The organism is Nonomuraea sp. WAC 01424, assembly GCF_003947315.1.
Classification (GTDB): domain Bacteria; phylum Actinomycetota; class Actinomycetes; order Streptosporangiales; family Streptosporangiaceae; genus Nonomuraea; species Nonomuraea spiralis.
This window is the reverse complement of record NZ_QHHZ01000008.1, coordinates 196,700-217,538: the sequence shown is the minus strand read 5'-3', so window position 1 is coordinate 217,538 and position 20,839 is coordinate 196,700. Positions and strand designations below refer to the sequence as shown.

Annotated in this window: 20 protein-coding genes and 1 pseudogene; 10 read left to right on the top strand and 11 right to left on the bottom strand. The window is 71.8% G+C overall.

Going from position 1 to position 20,839, the window contains the following annotated elements:
• Position 1 precedes the first annotated feature (1 nt).
• The 3 genes from DMB42_RS23105 to DMB42_RS23095 form a co-directional block, all read right to left on the bottom strand.
• A complete protein-coding gene (locus DMB42_RS23105) occupies positions 2-1,666 on the bottom strand; it encodes a catalase (RefSeq protein WP_125637073.1) in 1,665 nt (554 codons plus the stop codon).
• Between the two features lie 87 nt (positions 1,667-1,753).
• A complete protein-coding gene (locus DMB42_RS23100; protein WP_125637072.1) occupies positions 1,754-2,698 on the bottom strand; it encodes a sugar kinase in 945 nt (314 codons plus the stop codon).
• Positions 2,695-3,450, bottom strand: a complete 756-nt coding sequence (locus DMB42_RS23095) for an IclR family transcriptional regulator (RefSeq protein WP_229823703.1) — start codon at positions 3,448-3,450, stop codon at positions 2,695-2,697. The genes DMB42_RS23100 and DMB42_RS23095 overlap by 4 nt, the downstream gene beginning before the upstream one ends.
• A gap of 124 nt (positions 3,451-3,574) precedes the next feature.
• On the opposite strand from DMB42_RS23095, the gene DMB42_RS23090 reads away from it, so the two are divergent.
• The 3 genes from DMB42_RS23090 to DMB42_RS23080 are packed head-to-tail and all read left to right on the top strand — an operon-like array spanning position 3,575 to position 6,527.
• Positions 3,575-4,825, top strand: a complete 1,251-nt coding sequence (locus DMB42_RS23090; RefSeq protein WP_125637070.1) for an extracellular solute-binding protein — start codon at positions 3,575-3,577, stop codon at positions 4,823-4,825.
• Positions 4,822-5,712, top strand: coding sequence for a carbohydrate ABC transporter permease (locus DMB42_RS23085; RefSeq protein WP_125637069.1), 891 nt, complete (start codon positions 4,822-4,824; stop codon positions 5,710-5,712). The genes DMB42_RS23090 and DMB42_RS23085 overlap by 4 nt, the downstream gene beginning before the upstream one ends.
• Entirely contained in the window at positions 5,709-6,527 is an 819-nt protein-coding gene (locus DMB42_RS23080; protein WP_229823705.1) for a carbohydrate ABC transporter permease, read from the top strand. Before DMB42_RS23085 ends, DMB42_RS23080 begins: the two co-directional genes overlap by 4 nt.
• Here the strand turns inward: DMB42_RS23080 and DMB42_RS23075 are convergent.
• Positions 6,498-7,604: a winged helix DNA-binding domain-containing protein gene (locus DMB42_RS23075; protein WP_125637068.1), complete on the bottom strand. Its 1,107-nt coding sequence runs from the start codon at positions 7,602-7,604 to the stop codon at positions 6,498-6,500. The genes DMB42_RS23080 and DMB42_RS23075 overlap by 30 nt on opposite strands.
• 61 nt (positions 7,605-7,665) lie before the next feature.
• Entirely contained in the window at positions 7,666-8,799 is a 1,134-nt protein-coding gene (locus tag DMB42_RS23070) for an alpha-hydroxy-acid oxidizing protein (RefSeq protein ID WP_125637067.1), read from the bottom strand.
• Between the two features lie 91 nt (positions 8,800-8,890).
• On the opposite strand from DMB42_RS23070, the gene DMB42_RS23065 reads away from it, so the two are divergent.
• A complete protein-coding gene (locus DMB42_RS23065; RefSeq protein WP_185844820.1) occupies positions 8,891-10,555 on the top strand; it encodes a serine/threonine-protein kinase in 1,665 nt (554 codons plus the stop codon).
• A 13-nt stretch (positions 10,556-10,568) separates the two neighbouring features.
• On the opposite strand, the gene DMB42_RS23060 is transcribed toward DMB42_RS23065, so the two are convergent.
• The 3 genes from DMB42_RS23060 to DMB42_RS23050 form a co-directional block, all read right to left on the bottom strand.
• The gene (locus DMB42_RS23060; protein WP_185844819.1) at positions 10,569-13,814 is read right to left on the bottom strand and encodes a serine/threonine-protein kinase; all 3,246 of its coding nucleotides are present in this window, start codon (positions 13,812-13,814) and stop codon (positions 10,569-10,571) included.
• Positions 13,815-13,918: 104 nt separating this feature from the next.
• Positions 13,919-14,473: a GNAT family N-acetyltransferase gene (locus DMB42_RS23055; RefSeq protein WP_125637065.1), complete on the bottom strand. Its 555-nt coding sequence runs from the start codon at positions 14,471-14,473 to the stop codon at positions 13,919-13,921.
• A 12-nt stretch (positions 14,474-14,485) separates the two neighbouring features.
• On the bottom strand, positions 14,486-14,995 hold the full coding sequence (locus DMB42_RS23050) for a shikimate kinase (RefSeq protein WP_260477880.1): 510 nt from the start codon (positions 14,993-14,995) through the stop codon (positions 14,486-14,488).
• Positions 14,996-15,033: 38 nt separating this feature from the next.
• Between DMB42_RS23050 and DMB42_RS23045 the strand changes: the two genes are divergently transcribed.
• On the top strand, positions 15,034-15,315 hold the full coding sequence (locus tag DMB42_RS23045) for a hypothetical protein (RefSeq protein WP_125637064.1): 282 nt from the start codon (positions 15,034-15,036) through the stop codon (positions 15,313-15,315).
• A 13-nt stretch (positions 15,316-15,328) separates the two neighbouring features.
• On the top strand, positions 15,329-15,790 hold the full coding sequence (locus DMB42_RS23040; RefSeq protein ID WP_125637063.1) for a ChaB family protein: 462 nt from the start codon (positions 15,329-15,331) through the stop codon (positions 15,788-15,790).
• 5 nt (positions 15,791-15,795) lie between these two features.
• On the opposite strand, the gene DMB42_RS23035 is transcribed toward DMB42_RS23040, so the two are convergent.
• The 3 genes from DMB42_RS23035 to DMB42_RS23025 form a co-directional block, all read right to left on the bottom strand.
• Positions 15,796-17,625 (bottom strand): transketolase, encoded by a 1,830-nt coding sequence (locus DMB42_RS23035; protein WP_260477879.1) that lies wholly within the window; start codon positions 17,623-17,625, stop codon positions 15,796-15,798.
• A 106-nt stretch (positions 17,626-17,731) separates the two neighbouring features.
• Complete coding sequence (locus DMB42_RS23030) at positions 17,732-18,736, bottom strand: SDR family oxidoreductase (RefSeq protein ID WP_125637062.1); 1,005 nt, start codon at positions 18,734-18,736, stop codon at positions 17,732-17,734.
• 8 nt (positions 18,737-18,744) lie between these two features.
• Positions 18,745-18,951 carry a hypothetical protein gene (locus tag DMB42_RS23025; RefSeq protein WP_125637061.1) on the bottom strand — a complete coding sequence of 69 codons (207 nt, stop codon included), beginning with the start codon at positions 18,949-18,951 and terminating at the stop codon, positions 18,745-18,747.
• A 114-nt stretch (positions 18,952-19,065) separates the two neighbouring features.
• Between DMB42_RS23025 and DMB42_RS56395 the strand changes: the two are divergent.
• The 4 genes and pseudogenes from DMB42_RS56395 to DMB42_RS23010 form a co-directional block, all read left to right on the top strand.
• A pseudogene (locus DMB42_RS56395) lies at positions 19,066-19,215 on the top strand (DNA topoisomerase IB); the annotation flags it as partial.
• 181 nt (positions 19,216-19,396) lie between these two features.
• A complete protein-coding gene (locus DMB42_RS56390; RefSeq protein ID WP_396983361.1) occupies positions 19,397-19,807 on the top strand; it encodes a hypothetical protein in 411 nt (136 codons plus the stop codon).
• Positions 19,808-19,852: 45 nt separating this feature from the next.
• On the top strand, positions 19,853-20,101 hold the full coding sequence (locus tag DMB42_RS23015; RefSeq protein WP_125637060.1) for a BON domain-containing protein: 249 nt from the start codon (positions 19,853-19,855) through the stop codon (positions 20,099-20,101).
• Positions 20,094-20,834: a metallophosphoesterase gene (locus DMB42_RS23010; protein ID WP_125637059.1), complete on the top strand. Its 741-nt coding sequence runs from the start codon at positions 20,094-20,096 to the stop codon at positions 20,832-20,834. The genes DMB42_RS23015 and DMB42_RS23010 overlap by 8 nt, the downstream gene beginning before the upstream one ends.
• Positions 20,835-20,839: the final 5 nt, after the last annotated feature.

Sequence of the window (20,839 nt, the reverse complement as noted above, 5' to 3'; positions counted from 1 at the left end):
CTCAGAGGCCGTCGGCGTGGGCGGCCCGCTCGTTCGGCACGCAGTGGGTCATCTTCAGGCCCTCCACGTCGCGCGGGCCGTTGTGCCCGAGTTTGGCCAGGCGTGCCCGGTCCTCGTCGGTGAGGTCCTGGCCGGTCAGCGGCTCCAGCTGGGAGACGTCGTCAGGGCGCAGGCCGAGGCCCTCGCCCACGCGCAGGCCCAGGTCGTCCTCCACGAGCAGGAAGTGCCAGACCATGCGCTCCTGGACGCGGCGGTCGCACTGGCCGAGCGCGTCGACGAGGTTGCGCACCAGGTCGTCGCGTTCCCACTGTTCCATGAGCAGGTAGCGCTGGCCCGCCTGCTTGTAGTCGTTGGTCCTCGGGATGCGCCTGCGCATGACCCGGCCGTTGATGACCGGGCCCTCCTCGTCCAGGGTCGGGTACTCGGCCTCGCGCAGGCCGCCGCGGAGCGAGGGCTCGTAGTTGATGTGCGGGTCCTCGCCGCCGGTGTCCACGAAGTACGCCATCTGGCCGTCGCGCTGGTTCGTCCTGATGGGCGCGTTCCTGGCCTGGTTGACCGGGAGCTGGAGGTAGTTCGGGCCGACCCGGTGGCGCTGGGTGTCGCTGTAGGAGAACGTCCGGCCGACCAGCATCTTGTCGTCGGAGAAGTCGAGGCCGTCCACCAGTACGCCGGTGCCGAAGGCGGCCTGCTCGTTCTCGGCGAACTGGTTGTCGACGTTCCTGTTCAGCACCAGGCGGCCGACCGGCCTGGCCGGGAACTCGTTCTCGGGCCAGACCTTGGTGTCGTCCAGCGGGTCGAAGTCCAGCTCGGGGTGCTCTTCGTCGCTCATGAGCTGGACCAGCAGCTCCCACTCGGGGTGATCGCCGCGTTCGATGGCCTCGCGCAGGTCCTTCGTGGCGTGCCCCAGGTCGCCCCCCTGGACGACCGCCGCGTCGGCCTCGGTCATGCTGCGTACGCCCTGCTTGGGCATCCAGTGGTACTTCACCAGGAACGTCTCGCCCTGCTGGTTGACCCACTTGTAGGTGTTCACGCCGAATCCCTGCATGTGCCGGTAGTCGGCCGGGATGCCGCGCGGGCTGAACAGGTTGACCAGCATGTGCATCGACTCGGGCGTCTGCGACATGAAGTCGAAGATGCGGTTGGGGTCCTGGCGGAAGGTGACCGGGTCGGGCTTGAGCGAGTGGATGACGTCGGGGAACTTGATGGCGTCCCTGATGAAGAAGACAGCCAGGTTGTTGCCCACGAGGTCCCAGTTGCCGTCCTCGGTGTAGAACTTGATCGCGAAACCGCGCGGGTCGCGGGCGGTCTCGGCGGAGTCCCGGCCGCCGATCACGGTGGAGAAGCGCAGCGCCACGTCGGTGCGCTTGCCGGCCTCCTGGAACAGCCTGGCCCTGGTGTAGCGGCCGACCGGCTCGTCGCCGATCTTGCCGTACGCCTCGAAGTAGCCGTAGCTGAGCGTGCCCCTGGCGTGCACCACCCGTTCGGGGATACGTTCCCGGTCGAAGTGGCTGATCTTCTCCAGGAACTGGTAGTTCTCCAGCGTCGCCGGGCCGCGCGGGCCGACCGTCCGCTGGTTCTGGTTGTCGTAGACGGGATGCCCCTGCCGGTTGGTGAGCACCTCGCGCTGGTCGTTCGACCGCGGACCTTTGCCGGAAACGTCTGTCATCACACCGTTCCTCTCCCCGGGACGAGATCTTCCCCGGCGGCCCCCAAGGCCGGATCGGAAACGGGCAAAGCCTCGTCCTCGGGGCGGCTACCTGCTCACGTCGTCGGCGGACCGGCCCAGCAGGCCCAGGTCGGCCCGGCGCGGCAGGCTCTCCCAGTCGCCCTGCGAGGTCACCGCGAACGCGCCCGCCGCGCAGGCGGTGTCCAGCCGCCGTCCGGGCTCGGCCCCGGCCAGCCAGTCCGCCAGCCACCCGGCCGCGAAGGCGTCCCCGGCCCCCACCGGGTCCACCTCGGTCACCCGGTACGGCCGGGCCCGCCGCAGCACGCCGTCCGACAGCTCAAGCGCACCCTGCGACCCCGACTTGACCAGCACGTACGAGGGCCCGAGCGAGGCCAGCGCCTTGGCCAGCTCCGCCGTGTCCTCGACGTCGGCGACCAGGCGGCCCTCCGGCACGGTCGCGAACAGCACGTCCACGCCGCCGATCGTGTCCCGCAGCCAGGCGCCCGCCTCCTGCGGCGTCCACAGGGCCCGGCGGTAGTTGACGTCCAGCGAGACGAGCACGCCGGCCGCCCGCGCCGCGGCGATCGCGTGGGCCACGCTCTCGCGGGCCGACGGCGACAGCGCGGGGGTGATCGCGGAGACGTGCAGCACGCGGGCCGAGGCGATCAGCGCCGGGTCGAGGTCGTCGGGCCGCAGCCGGGACCCGGCGCTGCCCTTGCGGTAGTACCGCACGTCCACGAGGTCGGCGGTGCGCCTGCCCTTGATCATCAGGCCGGTGGGCGCGTCCGGGTCGGGGATCGCGCGCGTGTCCACGCCCTCGCCGGCGAGCGTGGCCCGGATCAGGTCGCCGAACTCGTCCTCGCCCACCCGGCCCACCCACGTCGCCCGGTGGCCGAGCCTGGCCACGCCGATGGCCACGTTCGACTCGGCGCCGCCGAGGCCCAGGTCGAAGTCGCGGGCGAAGCGCAGCGGCCCGGTACGCCGGGCGGCGAACAGCGCCATGGTCTCACCGAAGGTCACCAGTTCGGTCATGTGGTCGGCCTGCCCAGCTTTCTGGAGATCCGTGACGCCGCGCCGGCCACCAGCGGCCCCAGCTCCCGCACTCGCGCGGCGGTGATGCGCGAGGTGAGCCCGGAGACCGAGACGGCGGCGACGACGGCGTCGTTGTGGTTGAAGATCGGCGCGGCCACGCAGCGCACCTCGGGCTCGTTCTCGCGGTCGTCCACCGCGTAGCCGCGCCGCCGGATGTGGGTGAGCTCGGCGCGCAGCCGGTCGGGGTGGGTGATGGTGTGCTTGGTGATCGGTTCGAGCGCCAGCCCGGCCAGCGCCTCCTCCGGCTGCCAGGCCAGGATCGCCTTGCCGACCGCCGTGGCGTGCACCGGGCCGCGGCTGCCGATGCGCGAGGCCATGCGCACGTTCGTCTCGTTCTCCACCTTGTCGATGTAGACGACGTGGGGGTGGTCGTAGACGACCAGGTGGACGGTCTCGCGTACCTCGCTCATCAGCCGGTGCGACTCCTCGGCGGCGACCGCGCGCAGGTCCAGCGTGGCCAGGTACGCCTGCCCGAGCTGGAGTGTGCCGTGCCCCAGCCGGTACGCCCCGGTCCTGCGGTCGCGTTCGAGCAGCCTGGCCTCCACGAGCGGGGCGGTCAACCGCAACACCGTGCTCTTGGACAGGCCCACGGCCTCGGCGAGCTGGGTGAGCGACAACCCCGCGTGGCCGCGTACGTGGTCCAGGACGGCCAGGGCGCGCCGGAGAGAGGCGGACTGGTTGCGTTCGGGCACGAACGCCACCATATTCGATGAAATTTCGCAAAATGCAGCACGCTGTTGTGCATTGCACAACATCTCCTGACAACTCTTCTCGACTCCTGGACGGGTTCCTAGTGTCTGCGCTCAGGAGGTAATAGTGAAGTTTCTTTACTTTGCCGCGGCCGGAACGGCACTGCTCACGCTGGCCGCCTGCGCACCCTCGACCGCTCCCGCCTCCAGCGGCGGCGACGAGAGGACGGGGACGTTGCGTGTCTGGCTCTTCGACGAACCCAACCGCGCACCCAAGGACAAGGTCGTCAACGAGGCGATCAAGGAGTTCACCGCCGCCCATGCCGACGTCAAGGTCGAGGTCACCTACATCCCGACCACGCCCGCCCGGCACGAGAAGTTCAAGGGCGCCTTCAACGACCCGGCCAGTTCCCCCGACGTCGCCGAGTACGGCAACACCGACCTCGCCGAGTACGCCGCCGCCGGCGGCTTCGCCGACCTCTCCGCCGATCTCCAGGGCCTCGACCGGACCGGCGACCTGGTCAAGTCGGCCTCCGTCCAGGGCAAGCAGTACGGTCTGCCCTGGTTCATCGGCATCCGCGCCCTCTACTACCGCACCGACGTCTTCGACGAGCTGGGACTCAAGCCGCCCACGTCCACGGCCGCCCTGACCGAGGCCGCCCGCACGATCCGCAAGAAGAAGCCCGACCTGTACGGCATCGCCGTCGGCGGCGAGTACACCTTCGGCGCCCTGCCCTTCGTCTGGGACGCCGGCGGCGACATCACCTCGCTCGACTCGCCGCAGTCGCGCGCGGGCGTCAAGGCGTACACGGACCTGCTGAGCGACGACGTCTGCCCGCCGCAGGCGTGCGTCTCGCTGACCGGCGGCAAGACCGTCGAGCTGTTCGCCGGCGGCAAGGCCGCGATGGGCATCCTCGGCAACTTCAGCCGCTCGGCCGTGGACGCGGGCGCCGCCGCCGGCAAGTACGCGGTCGTCCCGCTGCCCGGCGCGGCCGAGGGCTCGATCGCACCCGCCTTCGCCGGCGGCAACAACCTGGGCGTGCTGAAGAACGCCGGCCACCGCACTCTGGCCGTCGACTTCGTCAAGCTCCTGGGCGGCAAGGCGTACCAGGCCAAGATGTACGACGCCATGGGCAACCTGCCGACGCTCACCTCGGCCCGCGATGAGCTGGCGGCCAAGGACCCGTTCGTCAAGCCGTTCCTCGACACGGTGGCCAAGGGCACCAGGTTCGTGCCGATCGACCCCGCCTGGGTGAAGATCGACAACGGCAAGGTCATCCCCACCATGCTGCAGAAGGTCGCGACCGGGCAGTCCACCGTCGAGCAGGCCACCACCGAGGCGGCCGCGGCCGTCAAGACCGCCTTCGGCCGCTCGTGAGCCGAGGTACGACCGTCCGCCGCGGGCGTCCCTGGCTCTACCTGCTGCCCGCGGCGGCCGTGCTGATCCCGCTGTTCGGCTACCCGGTCTACATGCTCGGCCTGCTGTCGGTCTTCGACTACCGGCAGGCGCAGGTCAGCGGCGGGCAGCCGAGCACGTTCGTCGGGTTCGGCAACTACGCCGGGCTGCTCGGCGACGGCCGGTTCTGGGAGGTGCTGGCCCAGACCGTGGGGTTCGCGGCGGTGCTGGTCGCCGCGACGCTGGCCGTCGGCGCGGCCCTGGCCGTGCTGCTGACCAGGACCGGGCCCGTGCCCAGGACGGCCCTGTCGCTGGCGGCGCTCGGCGCGTGGGCGGCGCCCGCGATGACCGGCTCGACCGTGTGGATGTTCCTGTTCGACGCCGACCTCGGCCTGGTCAACCAGGTGCTCGGCATCGACGGGTTCAACTGGTTCTACGACCGGTGGGTCACCTTCGGCGTGGTCGGGGCGACGATCGTGTGGCACTCGTTCCCGCTGGTGATGATCACTCTGTACGCCGGCATCCGCGCCATCCCGGCCTCGGTGCTGGAGGCCGCCGCGCTCGACGGAGCCACGGCCTGGCAGGGTTTCCGGCGCATCATCGTGCCCATGTTGCGGCCCCTGGTCACGATCGTGGTCATCCAGTCGGTGATCTGGGACTTCAAGGTCTTCACCCAGATCTACGTGATGACCAACGGCGGCGGCGTGGCCGGGCAGAACACCGTGCTCAACGTCTACGCCTACCAGACCGCCTTCGGCTCCTCCGAGTACGGCCTCGGCTCGGCCATCGCGGTCGTCATGACGCTGATCCTGCTCGTGATCACCCTGTTCTACATCCGGGCGCTGCGGCGCAGTGGGGAACGCCTGTGAACCGACGACTCCTGCCCAACACGGTCGCGCTGGTGGTCGCCCTCCTCACCGCGTTCCCGCTGTACTGGATGGTCCTGTCGGCGTTCAAGCCCGCGGGCGAGATCCAGTCGCTGGAGGTCAGGCCGTGGACGTCGCACCCGACGCTGGACAACTTCGTCCACGTGCTCACCGGCGAGAACTTCGCCCGCTACCTGCTCAACAGCGCGATCGTGGCGCTCGTCGTGGTGGTGTTGTCGGCCGGGATCGCCTTCCTCGCGGCGGTGGCCGTGACCAGGTTCGCCTTCCGGTTCAGGACCACCGTGCTGATCATGTTCCTGATCGCGCAGATGGTGCCGGTCGAGGCGCTGACGATCCCGCTGTTCTTCGTGGTCAGGGACCTGGGGCTGCTCAACACGCTGGCCTCGCTGATCGTGGTGCAGCTCGCGTTCACGATGCCGTTCGCGGTCTGGATGTTGCGCGGGTTCGTCGCCGGGGTGCCCGAGGCGCTGGAGGAGGCGGCGATGATCGACGGGGCCGGGCGCGCGACCGTCCTGTGGCGCATCCTGTTCCCGCTGGTCGCGCCCGGACTGGTGGCGACCAGTGTGTTCTCCTTCATCACCGCCTGGAACGACTTCGTCTTCGCCAGGACGTTCATCATCTCGGCCAAGGACAACCAGACCCTGCCCGCGGCGCTGCTCGTCTTCTTCAAGCCCGACGGCAACGACTGGGGCGGGATCATGGCGGCCTCGACGCTGATGACGATCCCGGTGCTGATCTTCTTCGTGGCGGTGCAGCGGCGGCTCGTGTCAGGGCTTGGAGGGGCGGTCAAGGACTGAGACGTCGTGCTTGTCGCCGGGGGCCAGGAACTCCAGCAGCCGCCGCGCCTCCTCCTCGACCTCGTCCAGCGCGCCGAACGGCGTCCACTGGTGGACGTTCAGCGTGGAGAGGCCCTTGGCCCTGGTCACCGTCCAGTCGCCGGCGGTGACGCCGTCCACGAGGATGATCCGGGGGATCACGTTCGTGCCCATGAACGACTCCTGCATGACGGCCGCGCCGCGCTCGCTGATCACCCGGGAGCGGTCGGCGTGCGACAGGAACAGGTTGTCGAAGTCGTACATCAGCCGGACGGGAGCCGGTACGTCCTCCGGCGGCCGGACCGCGTCCGGCAGGTCGTACAACGTCCGGCCCGAGTCGTCCCTGAACCGGACCAGGTCCATGGACTCGACGACCTCGCCCAGCCGGGTCAGCCCCGACCAGGTCTGCGCGTCCTGCACCGAGGCGGGGCCGAAGGCGGCCAGGTAGCGGCGTACCAGCTCGGCGGGGCTCATCGGCGGCACCTCGGCGGCGGCCAGCCACGACTCGGCGGTGGTGTGCGCGACCGGCCCGCTCCTGCCCCACAACCCGCGCGGCGGCACCTGCACCAGCGGCAGCAGCCAGCGCACGCCCTGGCCGAGCGCGTGCGGGTCGTTGTCCGGCCACCGCTCGGCCAGCGCCCGCCCGAGGTCGGCGAACGTCATGGGACGCTCCTCCAGCAGCGCCCGCCCGGTCGCGGCCAGCTCGTCGAGATCGACGCCCGCCAGCCGCTTGCCGAACGTCGTACGGGTCATGCGCTCGGTGACGACCTGCAACAGCGGCCGCATGGCCAGGCAGTCGCGGGCGGTGACCAGGTGGATGGTGGACCGTTGCAACGCGATCCGGACGAGCTCGCGGCCGGCCAGCAGGTCGGAGGCGTCCTCGGGCTTGAGCCCCTCGACACGGTTCCACAACCCGACGTACCAGGTGTGGGGGGTCTGCGCCTGGAGGCCGCCGACGTGCTCGACGACCTCGGGCACGCTCCAGCCGGTGCGGCGCAGCAGAAGTTGCCGGTCGAGCGTGGCCCGGTTGAGCGCACGACGGGAGATGAGGGGATCCATAGGGACAAAGGTAGGGGCTATTGCGGCCTGTCCCAGACCGCAATGACCTCGTGACAGCGGCTCATCCGGCCAGCGCGCCGGGCCCGAGCTCGCCGGGGGCGGAGTAGCCGGACAGGGCGAGCGTGATGTCCAGTTCGCCCAGCAGGCAGCGCAGTACGTGCTCGACGCCCGCCTGCCCGCCGAGGGCCAGGCCGTACAGCACGGGACGGCCGACCAGCACCGCCTTCGCGCCCAGCGCGAGCGCCTTGACCACGTCGGCGCCGGTGCGCACGCCCGAGTCGAACAACACCGTCAGCCGGTCGCCGACCGCCTCGGCGATGCCGGGCAGTGCGTCGAGCGCGGCGAGGGCGCCGTCCACCTGGCGGCCGCCGTGGTTGGACACCACGATCCCGTCCATGCCGTGCTCGGCGGCCAGGCGGGCGTCCTCGGTGCTCATGATGCCCTTGAGCACGATCGGGCCGTCCCAGTGGTCGCGCAGGAACGGCAGGTCGTCCCAGCTCAGGCCCGGGTTGGGGAACATGCCCGCCCAATGCGTGACCGGGTTGTCCACGCCGGCGAAGGAGGGGTCGCTCAGGTAGTTGGCGATGCCGGTGCCGGCCAGGAACGGCAGGTAGCCGCGGTCGAGGTCGGCCGGACGCCAGCCGAGCAGCGTCGTGTCCAGCGTGACCACCAGCACCGAGTGGCCGGTCGCCCTGGCCCGGCGCAGGAAGCTGACGCACACGTCGCGGTCGGTCGGGTAGTAGAGCTGGTACCAGCGCGGCGCGTCCCCGTCCGCCGCCGCCACCTGCTCGAAGTCGTGGGCGGCCGCCGTCGAGTGCACGTACGGGACGCCGACCGCGGCCGCGGCCCGTACGGTGGCGAGCTCGCCCTCCTCGTGGGCCAGCGTCTGCACGCCCATCGGCGCGACCAGCACCGGCGCCGGCATCCGGGTGCCCAGCACCTCGCACGACAGGTCGCGCTGCCGCTCGACCCCGCGCAACATCCGAGGCACGATCCTGCGCCGCTCGAACGCCTCCAGGTTGGCGCGGCCGGGCGAGCCGCTGCCCGCGCTGGGCACGATGTAGCCGAGCGCCTCGGGTGAGAGCACCTTCCTGGCCGCGTTCTCCAGGGCGGCCAGGTCGGTGGTCAGCTCGGGCGTACGCCCTTCGAGCATGCCCGCCAGGTAGATGCCGAGCTGGTGATCGCCTGCGTTCATGGCGCCCATCTAACCAGCCCGCAACGGCTCACGGGCGGCGGGTGCGGCTGCCGGATGACGGCGACGGCGGCGCGGCTCTACGCTGCTCTTCATGCACAGACGCGTGATCGACAACCGCTTCGAGCTGACCGAGAGGCTCGGCGGCGGTGGCATGGGCCTGGTGTGGCGCGCCTGGGACACCGCCCTCCACCGCGAGGTCGCGCTGAAGGAGGTACGCCCGCCCGATCCGGCGTTCGAGGAGCACGATCCGGAGGCCGCCCGGGAGCTGCGGGCCAGGGTGCTGCGCGAGGCCCGCGCGCTGGCCCGGCTCAACCACCCGCACGTCGCCACCATCCACCACATCGTCGATCCGGGTGGCGAGGGCTACCCGTGGATCGTCATGGAGCTGGTCACCGGCGGCTCGCTCCAGGACCGCCTCGCGCGCGGCCCGATGTCGCCCTGGGAGGCCGCCCGCCTGGGCCGCGAGGTGCTGTCGGCGCTGCGCGCCGCGCACACGGTCGGCATCCAGCACCGCGACGTCAAGCCCGCCAACGTGCTGCTGCGCGAGGACGGCCGCTCGGTGCTCACCGACTTCGGCATCGCCGCCGTGCGCGAGTCGACCAGCCTGACGGCGACCGGGTCGTTCATCGGCTCGCCCGAGTACATGGCGCCCGAGCGCATCAACGGCCACGAGGGCGACCCGGCCTCCGACCTGTGGTCGCTCGGCATGCTGCTGTACGTCGCCGTCGAGGGCCGCCACCCGCTGCGCAGGAGCACCACGCTGGCGACGCTGGCCGCGGTGCTCAACCAGGAGGTGCCGCCGGCGGAGCGGGCCGGGCCGCTCGGTCTCGTGCTGAACGCCCTGCTGCGCCGCGACCCGGCGGGCCGCCCCGACGCCGAGACCCTCGACCGCATGCTCGCCGGCGTCACCGACCCGCCCTCCGCCCCTCACGGCTTCACCCCGCAACCTCCCCCACCGGTCCAGCACGCGCCGATGCAGGGGGCGCCGGTCCAGCACGGGCCGATGCAGCACGGGCCGATGCAGCACGGGCCCATGCAGCACGGGCCCAGGCAGGGGGCGACCGTGCCGCCGTGGGGGCCGTCGGACTCGCAGGCCGGGACCGTGTCGTCGCGCCGCTCCCGGCGTTCGCCGATCGCGGCGGTGACGGCCTCCGTGGGCGCGCTGGCGGTGACCGGGGTGCTGGTCTGGGCGCTGCTCCCGGACGGGCGCGGCGGCCTGGGCCCGGCCGTCCAGACGGGTGAGCCGCCCGTCACCCCCAGGGAGACCGTCGACGTCCAGGGCTCGAAGCAGCCCGACGAGCCGGAGCCCCAGCCGGAGAACCTGCTCACCGCCGCCGGCGCCGGCGCCGCGATCAAGGCGCTCAAGCCGGTCATGGGCGGCACCAAGGTCGTACGGATGGTCATCTACCCGACGTACGCCTCCGCCGAGGCCCCGCTCAAGAACGACCCGGGAGTCTACGACCGCTACTCCTATCGCGACGGCGTCGCCACCCGCGACGGCAGCGGCTCCACGGTGCGCACACCCACCGTCGACCTGGCCAAGTTCAACTGGGACGCCCTGCCCGCCCTGTTCAAGAAGGCGGAAAGCACGCTCGGTGTGCGCAAGCCCAAGTCGCGCTACATCATCGTCGATCCCGACTTCGTGTTCACCAGCACCAGGCAGGTGCTGCTCGTCTACCTGAGCGACGACTACCGCACGGGCTACCTGGTGGCCGACGCCCGGGGACGGGTGCTGAAGACCTACCCCGCGTCCTGACCGGCCGACCGGCTCAGCAGGCGTCCTGGTAGTCGCTCTCCGGGATCAGGCGGCTCCACTCGTCCTGGCTGAGCGCACCGCCCGCGCGGGCGCACACCTCCTGCGCCGTGAGCGCCGGATCGACCGGGCTCTCGCGTACGGTGCCGTCGGCCGCCACGCCGCGCAGCCTGCGGCCGTCCGGGCTGAAGGCGACCCCCTCGGCCCCGGATCCGACCTGGCCGACCTCGCGCAACGTGCCGGCGTCCCACAGGGAGGTGCGTTCGGCGTCGACCGCCAGCAGGTCGCCGCCGGGGGAGAACCGCAGGTCGCGGACGGGGGCCGAACCGGTCTCGACGACGCCGGCCCGCTGGCGCCCGCGGACGTCCCACAACTCCACGCGCCCGCCGCCGAGCCCGAGGGCCAGCGTGCGGCCGTCGGGGGAGAAGGCGAGCGCGGTGGGCTCGGCCGTGCCGGGGACGAGCGGGGTGACCTGGCCCGTACGCAGGTCGAGCAGGCTGGTGCCCGAGGCGAGGGTCGAGCCGTCGGGGCTGAAGGCCATCGCCAGGTCGCCGGCCCCCTCGTAGACCTTGATCCGGCGGCCCGCGCGCACGTCCCAGGTCTCCAGCCGCCTGCCGCGGGCGGTGGCCAGCGTGTCGCCGCCGGGGGACAGGGCCACGGCCGGCACGTCCCCGCCCGCGTCGATGGCGGCCACCCTCTTGCCGCCCGACGCCTCCCAGACGGTGACCGGGTCGCCGGCCACGGCCAGCAGCCTGCCGTCGGCGTCGAAGGCCACGTCGCCGGTGGCGGCGATCTCGGCCAGGGGCTTGCGCGCCACCACGTCCGTGAGCCGGATGGCGTCACCGACCTCCTTGGCCGCGACCCGGCCGTCGCTCGACAACGCGGCGGTGCGGACGCCGGGGGAGGGGGCGGGCAGGCCGGAGACGTCGAGCGAGACGACCGAGCCCAGGCCGCTCAGGTAGCGCAGCGTGCGGCCGTCTGAGGAGAAGGCCAGGCCGCCGTGCTGCTCGCCGCGGAAGCGGTAGGCGCCGGCCAGCCGCCGGTCGGCGACTCGCCAGACGCGTACCTCGTCCCGGCCGGGGAGGGCGAGCAGGCTGCCGTCGGGGCTGAACACGGGCGTGCCGGCGGAGGTGTCCGCCAGGCTCGGGCCGTCGCCCGCCTCCGCGGTGGACGTGGCGGCGTACGCGCTGACGGGGGCGTCGGCGGGCGCGGCCGGCCGGGAGCCGCCGCCTGCGGGCGTGAGGAGGGTCACGCCGTCGCGGCCCGCGACGGCGAGGGTGCGGCCGTCGGGGCTGAACGCCACGGGCGGCGCCGACCGGTCCGGCCCGGCCGGCGGCCGTACGGTGATCTCCCGCACCTTGGTACGGCCCGGCAGCTCCCACAACTCGACCCGGCCGTCCAGGGCGGAGATCGCGGCCCGGCCACCGTCGCGGGACACCGCCACCCGGCGGTCGGTCACGTCGAGCAGCACCTCGCCGCCCCGGTAGACCCTGGTCCTGTTGCCGTCGGTGATCGTGTACGTCCCGGCGTCCGGGGGCCGGCCGGTGGCCACCTCGACGGGCCGCCCGCCAGGGCCCTCGGCGTACCGGCCGTCCTCGCTCAGCGCGGCGCTGCCCTCGGGGAGCGGGCGGGAGGCGAGCTGCCGTCCGCTCCGGACGTCCCAGACGACCAGCGTGCCGGCCTGCCATCTGACCAGCTCGTCGCCGCGCAGCAGGTAGCGGGCCCGTTCGTCGGCCGCCGGGTCGGTGAACACGCCCAGCTCGGGCTGCGCGAGCGAGGCCTGCAACGCCGCCCGCGCCTCGAACACCGGCGACATCCGCCAGGCGGCCACGCTCAGCCGCATCGCCGTACGCGGGTCGGAGGAGCGCAGCGCCTCGGCGCGGGCGGCCACGGCCCGCGCGTTCGCCTCCAGCAGCCGGCCGCGCAGCTCCTGCTCGCCGCTCAGCGACACGGCCGACATCGACACCGCGACGGCCAGGGCCGCGGCCAGGGTCGCCAGCGAGGGCCGCAACAACCGCCTGCGCTGCTTGGACAGGGCCACGCTCGCGCCGATGAAGTCGCGTTCGAGCTGGCTGAGGCGCAGGTGGCGGCGCTTGGCCGCGGCCCAGCCGAGCACGGTGTCGAGCCGGTCGCCCCGGTAGAGGTAGGAACGCCCGCGCCGGCGCCGCGACCACCGGGCCGCGGCCAGGCGCAGCTCCCGGTGCACGGGCAGGCCGTCGCGCTCGTCGGCCACCCAGCCGCGCAGCCGGGGCCAGGCCCGGTAGAGCGCGGCGCTGGCCGGCGCCACCCGGTCGTCGCGCACGGCCACCAGCTTGCCGACCGGCGTCTCGGTCGGCGGCACCCGTACGCTGCGGCGCACGAGCAGCCCGGCCTCCATGAGAGGGGCCAGCACGCCGCCCTCGTCGTGGGGCTCGTCACCGTCCATGAGCCGCAGCAGCAGCCCCGGCACCGCCTCCTGCTGGCGGGGCGTGAGCCCGGCGTAGACCGCCTCGGCCAGCTCGCCGAGCGACCCGCGCCCGGCCACGCCCTGCGGCGGGCGCAGCGCGCCGGCGTCGGCCTCGACCAGCAGCTCCTCAGCCGCCGGACGGTCGGCGGGATTCTTGGCCAGCGCGCGCCCGACCAGGTCGCGCAGCCCGTCGGGCAGGGCGCTGAGGTCGTCGTCGACGGTCAGCAGGCGGTGGAGCACCCCGCCCAGGCTCCGGCCGGCGAACGGATCGCAGCCCGTGGCCGCGTAGAGCACCACGGCCCCCCAGGAGAACACGTCCGTCGCCGGCTCGTGCCCGCTCCCGGTCAGGATCTCGGGGGCGAGGTACGTGCACGTCGCCTCCAGCGGCCCCCCGGCCGCCACCCGTAGGTCGATCACCTTGGGACCGCCCGCGGCCAGCAGCACGCTCTCCGGCCGCAGGTCACGATGGGTCAGCCCGGCCGCGTGCAGTGCCCGCAGGGCCCCGGCCAGCGCCGCGGCCAGCGCCGCCAGCTCCTCGCCCTGGTACGGCCCATGGCGCTCGACCGCCTGCCGCAGGTCGGGCCCGTCGACGAACTCGCTCACCACGTACGGGATGCCGCGCTCGACCCCGGAGGCGACCACCTCGGCCAGATGGGGGCAGGTCAGTCGCTCGACGGGCTCGACCTCGACCCGCGGCACCTTGACCGCGTAACGGCGGCCCTCGTCGTCGTAGGCGTCGTAGACGATGCCGCGCGCGCCCGCGCCGAGGCGGGCGGCCAGCCAGAAGCCGCCCAACCTCTCTGGATCACCAGGCACCAAACGCATCGTCACTGATGCTTAGATGCGCCGGAAGGGCCGTTGGTTGCGGGGAATGACCACAGGTCCCCCGCGCGCCTCGGGGGACCCATGCGTCATGATCATTATGCCAGCTTCCTGGATCTTGCCTGCCATTCCGGCCGCAGCACCGACATCGTCACGGCGTCGTGCCACTCGCCGTCCCACAGCAGGTCGTCCCGCAGCACGCCCTCCTCGACGAAGCCGATCTTCTTGTAGACGTGCCGGGCCCGGTCGTTGAAGGCGTAGACGCCGAGGCTGATCCGGTGCAGCGGCGTCGTGGCGAAGGCGTGGTCGAGGAGCAGCTCGATCGCCTCGGTGCCGTAGCCCTTGCCGAAGACCCGGGAGCCGAGCAGCGCGATGCGCAGGTTGCACGACAGGTTGTGCCGGTTGAGCTCGTTGAGCACGATCTCGCCCACGTACTCGTCGTCGGCCATGATCGCCAGGTCGAGGCGGTCGGCATGGTCCCCTCTCGTGGTGTACCACTGGCGGGCCGCCTCGTGGTCGATCTCGCCGTGCGAGCCTGTCAGGCGGGCCACCTCCGGATCGCTGACCAGCGTGAACAGGCCCTCGACGTGCTCAGGGCCAACGGGGAGCAACGTGACGCGCTCCCCCTTCAAGGTGGGTTTCTCAGCGAACATCCCTTCTGGGTATCAGCCCTGGTCACCGCCGGGCAAACTCATTTTCCGCAACACCTCGTCGCGTACCTCCTCGGGGGTCTGCACGCCGACGTCGCAGGTCAGGTCCGCCACCTGCCGGAAGTAGCGTTCGCGCCGGGCCCGCATCGCCGCCGGGTGGAACTCCGGGCGGTGCGCGCCCGACTCCATGCGTTCGGCCAGGAGGGCGTCGTCGGCGTCCACCCAGAGCACGAACGCCTCGCGCAACGCCGCACGCACCCGGGGGTCCTCGACCGTGCTGGCCGCCGCCGCGATCACCTTCGGCTCGCCCGCCAGCGCCGCCAGCACGTGCTCGGCCTCGTACCGGTGGAGCGCGTCGGCCCCTTCGCGGCCGGCGATCTGCGCCGCCGTGCCGCCGTGCTCCTTCTCCAGGAACGGGTCGCTGTCGGTGAACGGGAGGCCCAGCGCGGCGGCGATGAGCCGGCCCGCGGTCGTCTTACCCGATCCCATCAGCCCGATCACCACGACTGGTTTGTTTTTCGACATGTGGATAGAGGTTCCTTCGTGTCAAGGAGGTAAATCTGATGACCATCGCCGGAAGCATCATCCTCATCATGCTCGGTGCGATCCTCACCTGGGCCGTCGAGTTCGACCTCGCCGGCCTCGACATCAACGTCGTCGGCGTCATCCTCATGCTCGGTGGCCTGGCGGGGCTGCTGTTCGGCATCTACCGGATCAGCGTCACCCGCAGGGCGGTCGGCCCCATCGACGAGCCGGTGCACCGGCACGACATCTACGAGGAGCCGGAGACCCGCAGGACCACGGTCTACGAGGAGCGCCGCCATTACGACGAACCGCCGATCTAGGAGGTGAATCGACATGCCAGCTGTCATCGAGCTGCCGTCGACCATCAAGCGTTCGCCGAAGAAGGCACAGAACACGTGGGTCAAGGCCCATGACTCCGCCGTCCGGGAGTACGGAGAGGGCCGGCGCGCGCACATGACCGCGTTCGCCGCGCTCAAGCACTCCTTCGAGAAGGTCGGGGACCACTGGGAGCCCAAGGAGCAGAAGGGACCGTCCGACAAGGGCGCCGCCCGCTCCGGCAGGACCGCCGAAGGCGTGGACGCCAACGCCAGCAAGGAGCACTTGCAGGGCGTGGCGTCCAGGCTCGGGGTGGTCGGCCGATCCAGGATGACCAAGAAGGAACTGGTGGACGCCATCAAGAAGGCCAACAGGAGGGCCACGACCAAGGCCGCTACGAAGGCCATGGCGAAGGCCACGACGACGAAGGCCACGACGAAGAAGGCCACGACGACGAAGGCCACGACGAAGGCCCGCTAGTTCCTTCACAACAACCGCTTGACCGCCGCGGCGATCGCGTGGCGGTCTATGCGGGCGTCCGCGAGCTGTTCCTCCGGGGTCGCCGACCCGGGCAACCCGGTCACCGCGAGCTTCACCACCCGCGGGCCGAGCTCGCTGACGGCGTCGAGCACGGCGTCGACCTGCCCGCCCTCCAGCCGGTGGTCCTCGACGGTGATCAGGTTGCCCGTGGTCGTGGCCGCCTCCACCAGCACCGCCGCGTCCACCGGCTTGACCGAGTACAGGTCGATCACGCCGACCGGGACGCCGGCGTCCTTCAGCTCGTCGGCCGCCGCCAGCGCCTCGTGCACCGTGATCCCCGCCGCCACGATCGTGGCCCGGTCCTCGTCGGAGCGCCGGAGCACCCGCGAGCCGCCCACCGGGAAACGTTCGCCGGGCGGGTAGATGACCGGCGTGTCCCCTCGGGTGGTGCGCAGGTAGGACACCCCTGACACCTCCGCCATCTCGACGGTGAGTGCCGCCGCCTGGTTGGCGTCGCACGGGTAGAGCACCGTGCTGCCGTACACGGCCCGCATCATGGCCAGGTCCTCCAGGCCCATCTGCGAGGGGCCGTCCTCGCCGATCGACACGCCCGCGTGCGAGCCGACCAGCCGGATCGACGCCTGGCTCACGCCGGCCATCCTGATGAAGTCGTGCGCCCTGGTCAGGAACGCCGCGAAGGTCGCCGCGTACGGGATCCAGCCGCGTACCGCCAGGCCGACGGCCGCCGCCACGAGCTGCTGCTCGGCGATGTACATCTCGAAGAACCGCTCGGGGAACGCCTCGGCGAACTCCTGGGTCTTGGTCGAGTCGGCCACCTCGCCGTCCAGCGCCACCACGGCGACCAGGGCCGCGCCGAGCGCCGCCAGCGCCGCGCCGAACGCGGTCCTGGTCGCCGCCCGCTCGCCCACCTGGTACTCCGGCACCGCCGCCGGGCTGGTGTCGAAGTGGTACGGCTCGGCCTCGCCCTCCGGCCTTTGCACGTCCACCCGCACGCTGCGCGGCCCGCCCAGCTCGTCGACGGCCTTGTCGGGATCCTTGAGCGCCTTGCCATGCGCGCCCTCCCGGTTCTCGACCTCGACGACCCCTTCGCCCTTGCGGGTCTTGGCCAGGATCACGGTGGGCCGGCGGCGGGTGTTGCCGGCGTCGGCGAGCGCGAAGTCGATCTGCCCGGGATCGTGCCCGTCGATCTCGATCGTGTGCCAGCCGAACGCGCCGAACCTGCGCGCGTACGCCCCCGTGTCCCATCCATGCCGTGTGGGGCCGCGCTGGCCGAGCCGGTTCACGTCCACGATCACCGTCAGATTGGCCAGCCCCTCGGTGCCCGCGTGCTCGGCCGCCTCCCAGATGGACCCCTCGGCCAGCTCGCTGTCACCGCACAACACCCACACCCGGTACGGCAGCCGTTCCAGCCGCCCGGCCATCGCCACGCCCACGCCGACCGGCAGCCCCTGCCCGAGCGAGCCGGTGGCCACGTCCACCCAGGGCAGCCGGGGGGTGGGGTGCCCCTCCAGACGGCTTCCCCTGCGGCGGAAGGACAGCAGCTCGTCGTCGTCGATGACCTTCGCCGCCTTGTAGAGCGAGTAGAGGAGGGGCGAGGCGTGACCCTTGGAGAAGATCAGATGGTCGTTGCCGGGGTTGTCGGGGTGCTCGAAGTCGTAGCGCAGATGACAGGAGAACAGCACGGCCATCAGGTCCGCCGCCGACATGGACGAGGTGGGGTGCCCGGAACCGGCCGCGGCTGCGGCGCGTACGGAGTCGACGCGCAGTTGTGCGGCCAGTTCGGTCAAGTACTGGAGATCGCGTTCAGGCATCATGACCCTCCCTCGTGAGTTTCACGCCGCCTACCCCCTGCGGGCCGCTTAAGTCGGCCCTGACGCCATCTCGCCGCGCAGGGGACGAGGCCGGGGGTCAGGTCGGGGATCAGCGGGTGAGGCGGCGGGCGGCCGTCAGGGTGGCCGCCGCGCCGGCCGCGGCCAGCAGTACGGCGCGGCGGTGCTGGGAGAGCCACACCTGGGGGCTGTGGCTGTGGGAACGGCGGTCGAAGGTTCCGTGCGCGCCGTAGTCCTTGTCCTCGTCGGCCGGTTCCCAGAGGTTGGACACGCCGCTCGGCCGCTTGTCGTCGGTCTGCTGGGAGTCGATGCCGGTCCTGGCCAGGTAGCGGTCCACCAGGGCGGGGGCGATGCGCTGGGCCACGAGGGTGGCGGCGGTGCTGGCGCCGACCCAGTACTCCTTGCGTCCGGGGTGCTCGGCGGCGTACACGATGGCGCGCGCCGCGACCTCCGGCTGGTAGATCGGGGGTACGGGCTGGGGGTGCCGGCGCAGCTTGGACAGCACCCACTCGAACTGGGGGGTGTTGACCGCCGGGAGCTGGACCAGCGTGACGTCGATGTTGCCGCCGTCGGCGAGGAGTTCGGTGCGGAGCGACTCGGTGAAACCCTTGATGGCGTGCTTGGCCCCGCAGTACGCCGACTGCAGGGGGATGCCGCGCTGGCTCAGGGCGGAGCCGGTCTGCACGATCGTCCCGGCGTTGCGGGGGGTCATGAGGTCGAGGGCGACCTTGGTGCCCCACACGTAGCCGAGGTATGTCACCGAAGTGGTACGAGCAAACTCATCTGGCGAAATGTCGGAAAATTTCGCGAAGACCGATGAAAAAGCGGTGTTGATCCAGACCGAGATCGGTCCCATCTCCGCCTCGATGCGTTCGGCCGCCGCCCTCACCTGCTCGTGGTCGGCCACGTCCGCCTCGTAGACCTTGGCGTCGCCGCCCGCCGTCCCCACGTCCACGGCGGCCGCGCCGAGGCCCGCCGTTCCACGTGCGATCAGGGCCACCCTCGCGCCGCGAGCTCCCAGCTCGCGGACGACCGCCCGGCCGACCCCGCCGCTCGCGCCCGTCACCACTACCACGCGTCCTCGAAGTGGTGCCATGTCGATGCTCAGCCTGCCTCTCCCGATCCTCGTTGCTTCCCCCGCCGGACCGCCATGGCGATGTCGGCGATCGTCACCACGAACAACACGACCGCGATCCCGGTCATCACCGGCGCCTGCGCGATCAGCCCGAGCACCGCGAACGCGAAGAGGAACACCAGGATGAACGAGCCCACCCTGATGTGCACCACGTCGCGCGGTGTGGCGGGCACCATGGGATGTCCCTTGCGGTCACCTGTCTCGTACCATCTACCGTCATCGTTGTTCTCAGGCATGCCGCTCACCTGCCCGTCCTGTTTGTCGCCTAACGTCCTGGGTAGCCGCCCTCCGTGCCCGAGCTGCATCCCAGTGACCAGAGTGAGCCGGGGATCGTCAGGCGTCGCCGCGGGCGTGGCTTCGGCTACGAAGGACCGGACGGGCGGCCGGTGCGCGACAGCACGACGCTGCGGCGCATCAGGTCGCTCGTCATCCCCCCGGCGTGGAAGGACGTCTGGATCTGCCCCTCCCCGCACGGCCACCTCCAGGCCGTCGGCACGGACGCGGCGGGACGCAGGCAGTACCGCTACCGGGTGCTCGCCGCCGCCGCCCGCCTGCTGGACGTCGGGTTCTTCAGGGTCGGCGGCGAGAGCTACGCTCAAGGCGCTCGGCACGGAGGGCGAGCTGCTCCGCTACCGCCGCGCGAAGGGCGGCTGGGACGACGTCAGGAGCGAGGACATCAACGACTACCTGCGCGAACTGGTCGGGTGCGAGGTCACCGCCAAGGACTTCCGCACCTGGCACGCGACCGTCCTGGCCGCCGTCGGCCTGGCGGTCTCCAGGCACGCCCCCGCGAGCGGCGCCGCCAGGAAGCGGGCCGTGACCCGGGTGATGCGGGAGGTGGCCGAGTACCTGGGCAACACGCCGACCGTGGCACGGGCGTCGTACGTGGATCCGCGCGTGGTGGAGGCGTACGACCAGGACAGGACGATCGGCGCGGTGCTGACAGAGCTCGGGGCGGACGCCGATTACGGGCAACTCGCCACCCACGGGACGGTGGAACGGGCCGTTATCGACCTAATACGCGCCGTTTGAGCCTTTAATCCCCGGGCATGCGGCGACAAGAGAAGGAGGCGAACGATGGAAGCTCCGCAGTACGTCGCGGCCCGCGTCCAACAGGCGCTGGCCGAGGACGGACGCACGCACGAGCTCGGCATCCGGGTCGACGTCCGCGGCGACCAGTTGTTCCTGCGTGGCCAGGTGAGCGGAGCCGAGCAGCGCGACAGGCTCGGCGAGGTGGCGCGGGAGGCCGCGCCCGAGCTGCACCTGCACAACGAGATCCGGATAGTCGAAGTCTCAGCGCCGGGGGAGGACGAGCATCTTGACTGACCTGCGAATAGCGGCGGTGGGCGACATCCACCTGGGCGAGGATATGAGGGGCCAGTACCGGCGCAGGCTTGAGGGCATCGAGGAGCGCGCCGACGTGTTCATGCTGGCGGGCGACCTCACCCGGCACGGCACGCTGGAGGAGGGCCGCGTCGTCGCCGACGAGCTGCGTGGCCTGCCCATCCCCACCGTGGCCGTCCTGGGCAACCACGACTACCACTCCGACCTCCAGTACGAGCTGGCCGGCGAGCTGCGCGACGCCGGCGTCATCGTGCTCGACGACGACGGCACGGTCATCCACTGCGGTGACCGGAAGCTGGGCGTGGTCGGCGGCAAGGGGTTCGGCGGCGGCTTCGCCGGCAAGAGCGCGAGCGAGTTCGGTGAGCGCGAGATCAAGAACTTCATCTCCCACACGCGCTACATCGCCGAGGCATGGAAGATCGGGCTCAAGGAGCTGGTGGCCGACCAGCGCGTGGTGTTGTCCCACTACTCCCCGATCAAGGAGACGCTGGAGGGCGAGCCGCTGGAGATCTACCCCTTCCTCGGCAGCTACCTGCTGGCCGAGGCGGTGGACACGGCGGGCGCCGACCTCATCCTGCACGGGCACGCCCACAAGGGCACCGAGAAGGGCATGACCCCCGGCGGCATCCGCGTCCGCAACGTCGCCCTGCCCGTCCTCGGCAGGGCGTACGGCGTCTACTGCCTGGAGGACCCGGGCAACGAGTTCGACGACTGACCCCC

What these genes read in the sequence shown, in the direction of transcription:
- DMB42_RS23075 (WP_125637068.1), bottom strand. Translation starts at nt 7,604, where the DNA reads ATGGATCCCCTCATCTCCCGTCGTGCGCTCAACCGGGCCACGCTCGAC.
- DMB42_RS23070 (WP_125637067.1), bottom strand. Translation starts at nt 8,799, where the DNA reads ATGAACGCAGGCGATCACCAGCTCGGCATCTACCTGGCGGGCATGCTC.
- DMB42_RS23100 (WP_125637072.1), bottom strand. Translation starts at nt 2,698, where the DNA reads ATGACCGAACTGGTGACCTTCGGTGAGACCATGGCGCTGTTCGCCGCC.
- DMB42_RS23040 (WP_125637063.1), top strand. Translation starts at nt 15,329, where the DNA reads ATGCCAGCTGTCATCGAGCTGCCGTCGACCATCAAGCGTTCGCCGAAG.
- DMB42_RS23015 (WP_125637060.1), top strand. Translation starts at nt 19,853, where the DNA reads ATGGAAGCTCCGCAGTACGTCGCGGCCCGCGTCCAACAGGCGCTGGCC.
- DMB42_RS23050 (WP_260477880.1), bottom strand. Translation starts at nt 14,995, where the DNA reads ATGTCGAAAAACAAACCAGTCGTGGTGATCGGGCTGATGGGATCGGGT.
- DMB42_RS23105 (WP_125637073.1), bottom strand. Translation starts at nt 1,666, where the DNA reads ATGACAGACGTTTCCGGCAAAGGTCCGCGGTCGAACGACCAGCGCGAG.
- DMB42_RS23035 (WP_260477879.1), bottom strand. Translation starts at nt 17,625, where the DNA reads ATGATGCCTGAACGCGATCTCCAGTACTTGACCGAACTGGCCGCACAA.
- DMB42_RS23025 (WP_125637061.1), bottom strand. Translation starts at nt 18,951, where the DNA reads ATGGTGCCCGCCACACCGCGCGACGTGGTGCACATCAGGGTGGGCTCG.
- DMB42_RS23065 (WP_185844820.1), top strand. Translation starts at nt 8,891, where the DNA reads ATGCACAGACGCGTGATCGACAACCGCTTCGAGCTGACCGAGAGGCTC.
- DMB42_RS23055 (WP_125637065.1), bottom strand. Translation starts at nt 14,473, where the DNA reads ATGTTCGCTGAGAAACCCACCTTGAAGGGGGAGCGCGTCACGTTGCTC.
- DMB42_RS23045 (WP_125637064.1), top strand. Translation starts at nt 15,034, where the DNA reads ATGACCATCGCCGGAAGCATCATCCTCATCATGCTCGGTGCGATCCTC.
- DMB42_RS23030 (WP_125637062.1), bottom strand. Translation starts at nt 18,736, where the DNA reads ATGGCACCACTTCGAGGACGCGTGGTAGTGGTGACGGGCGCGAGCGGC.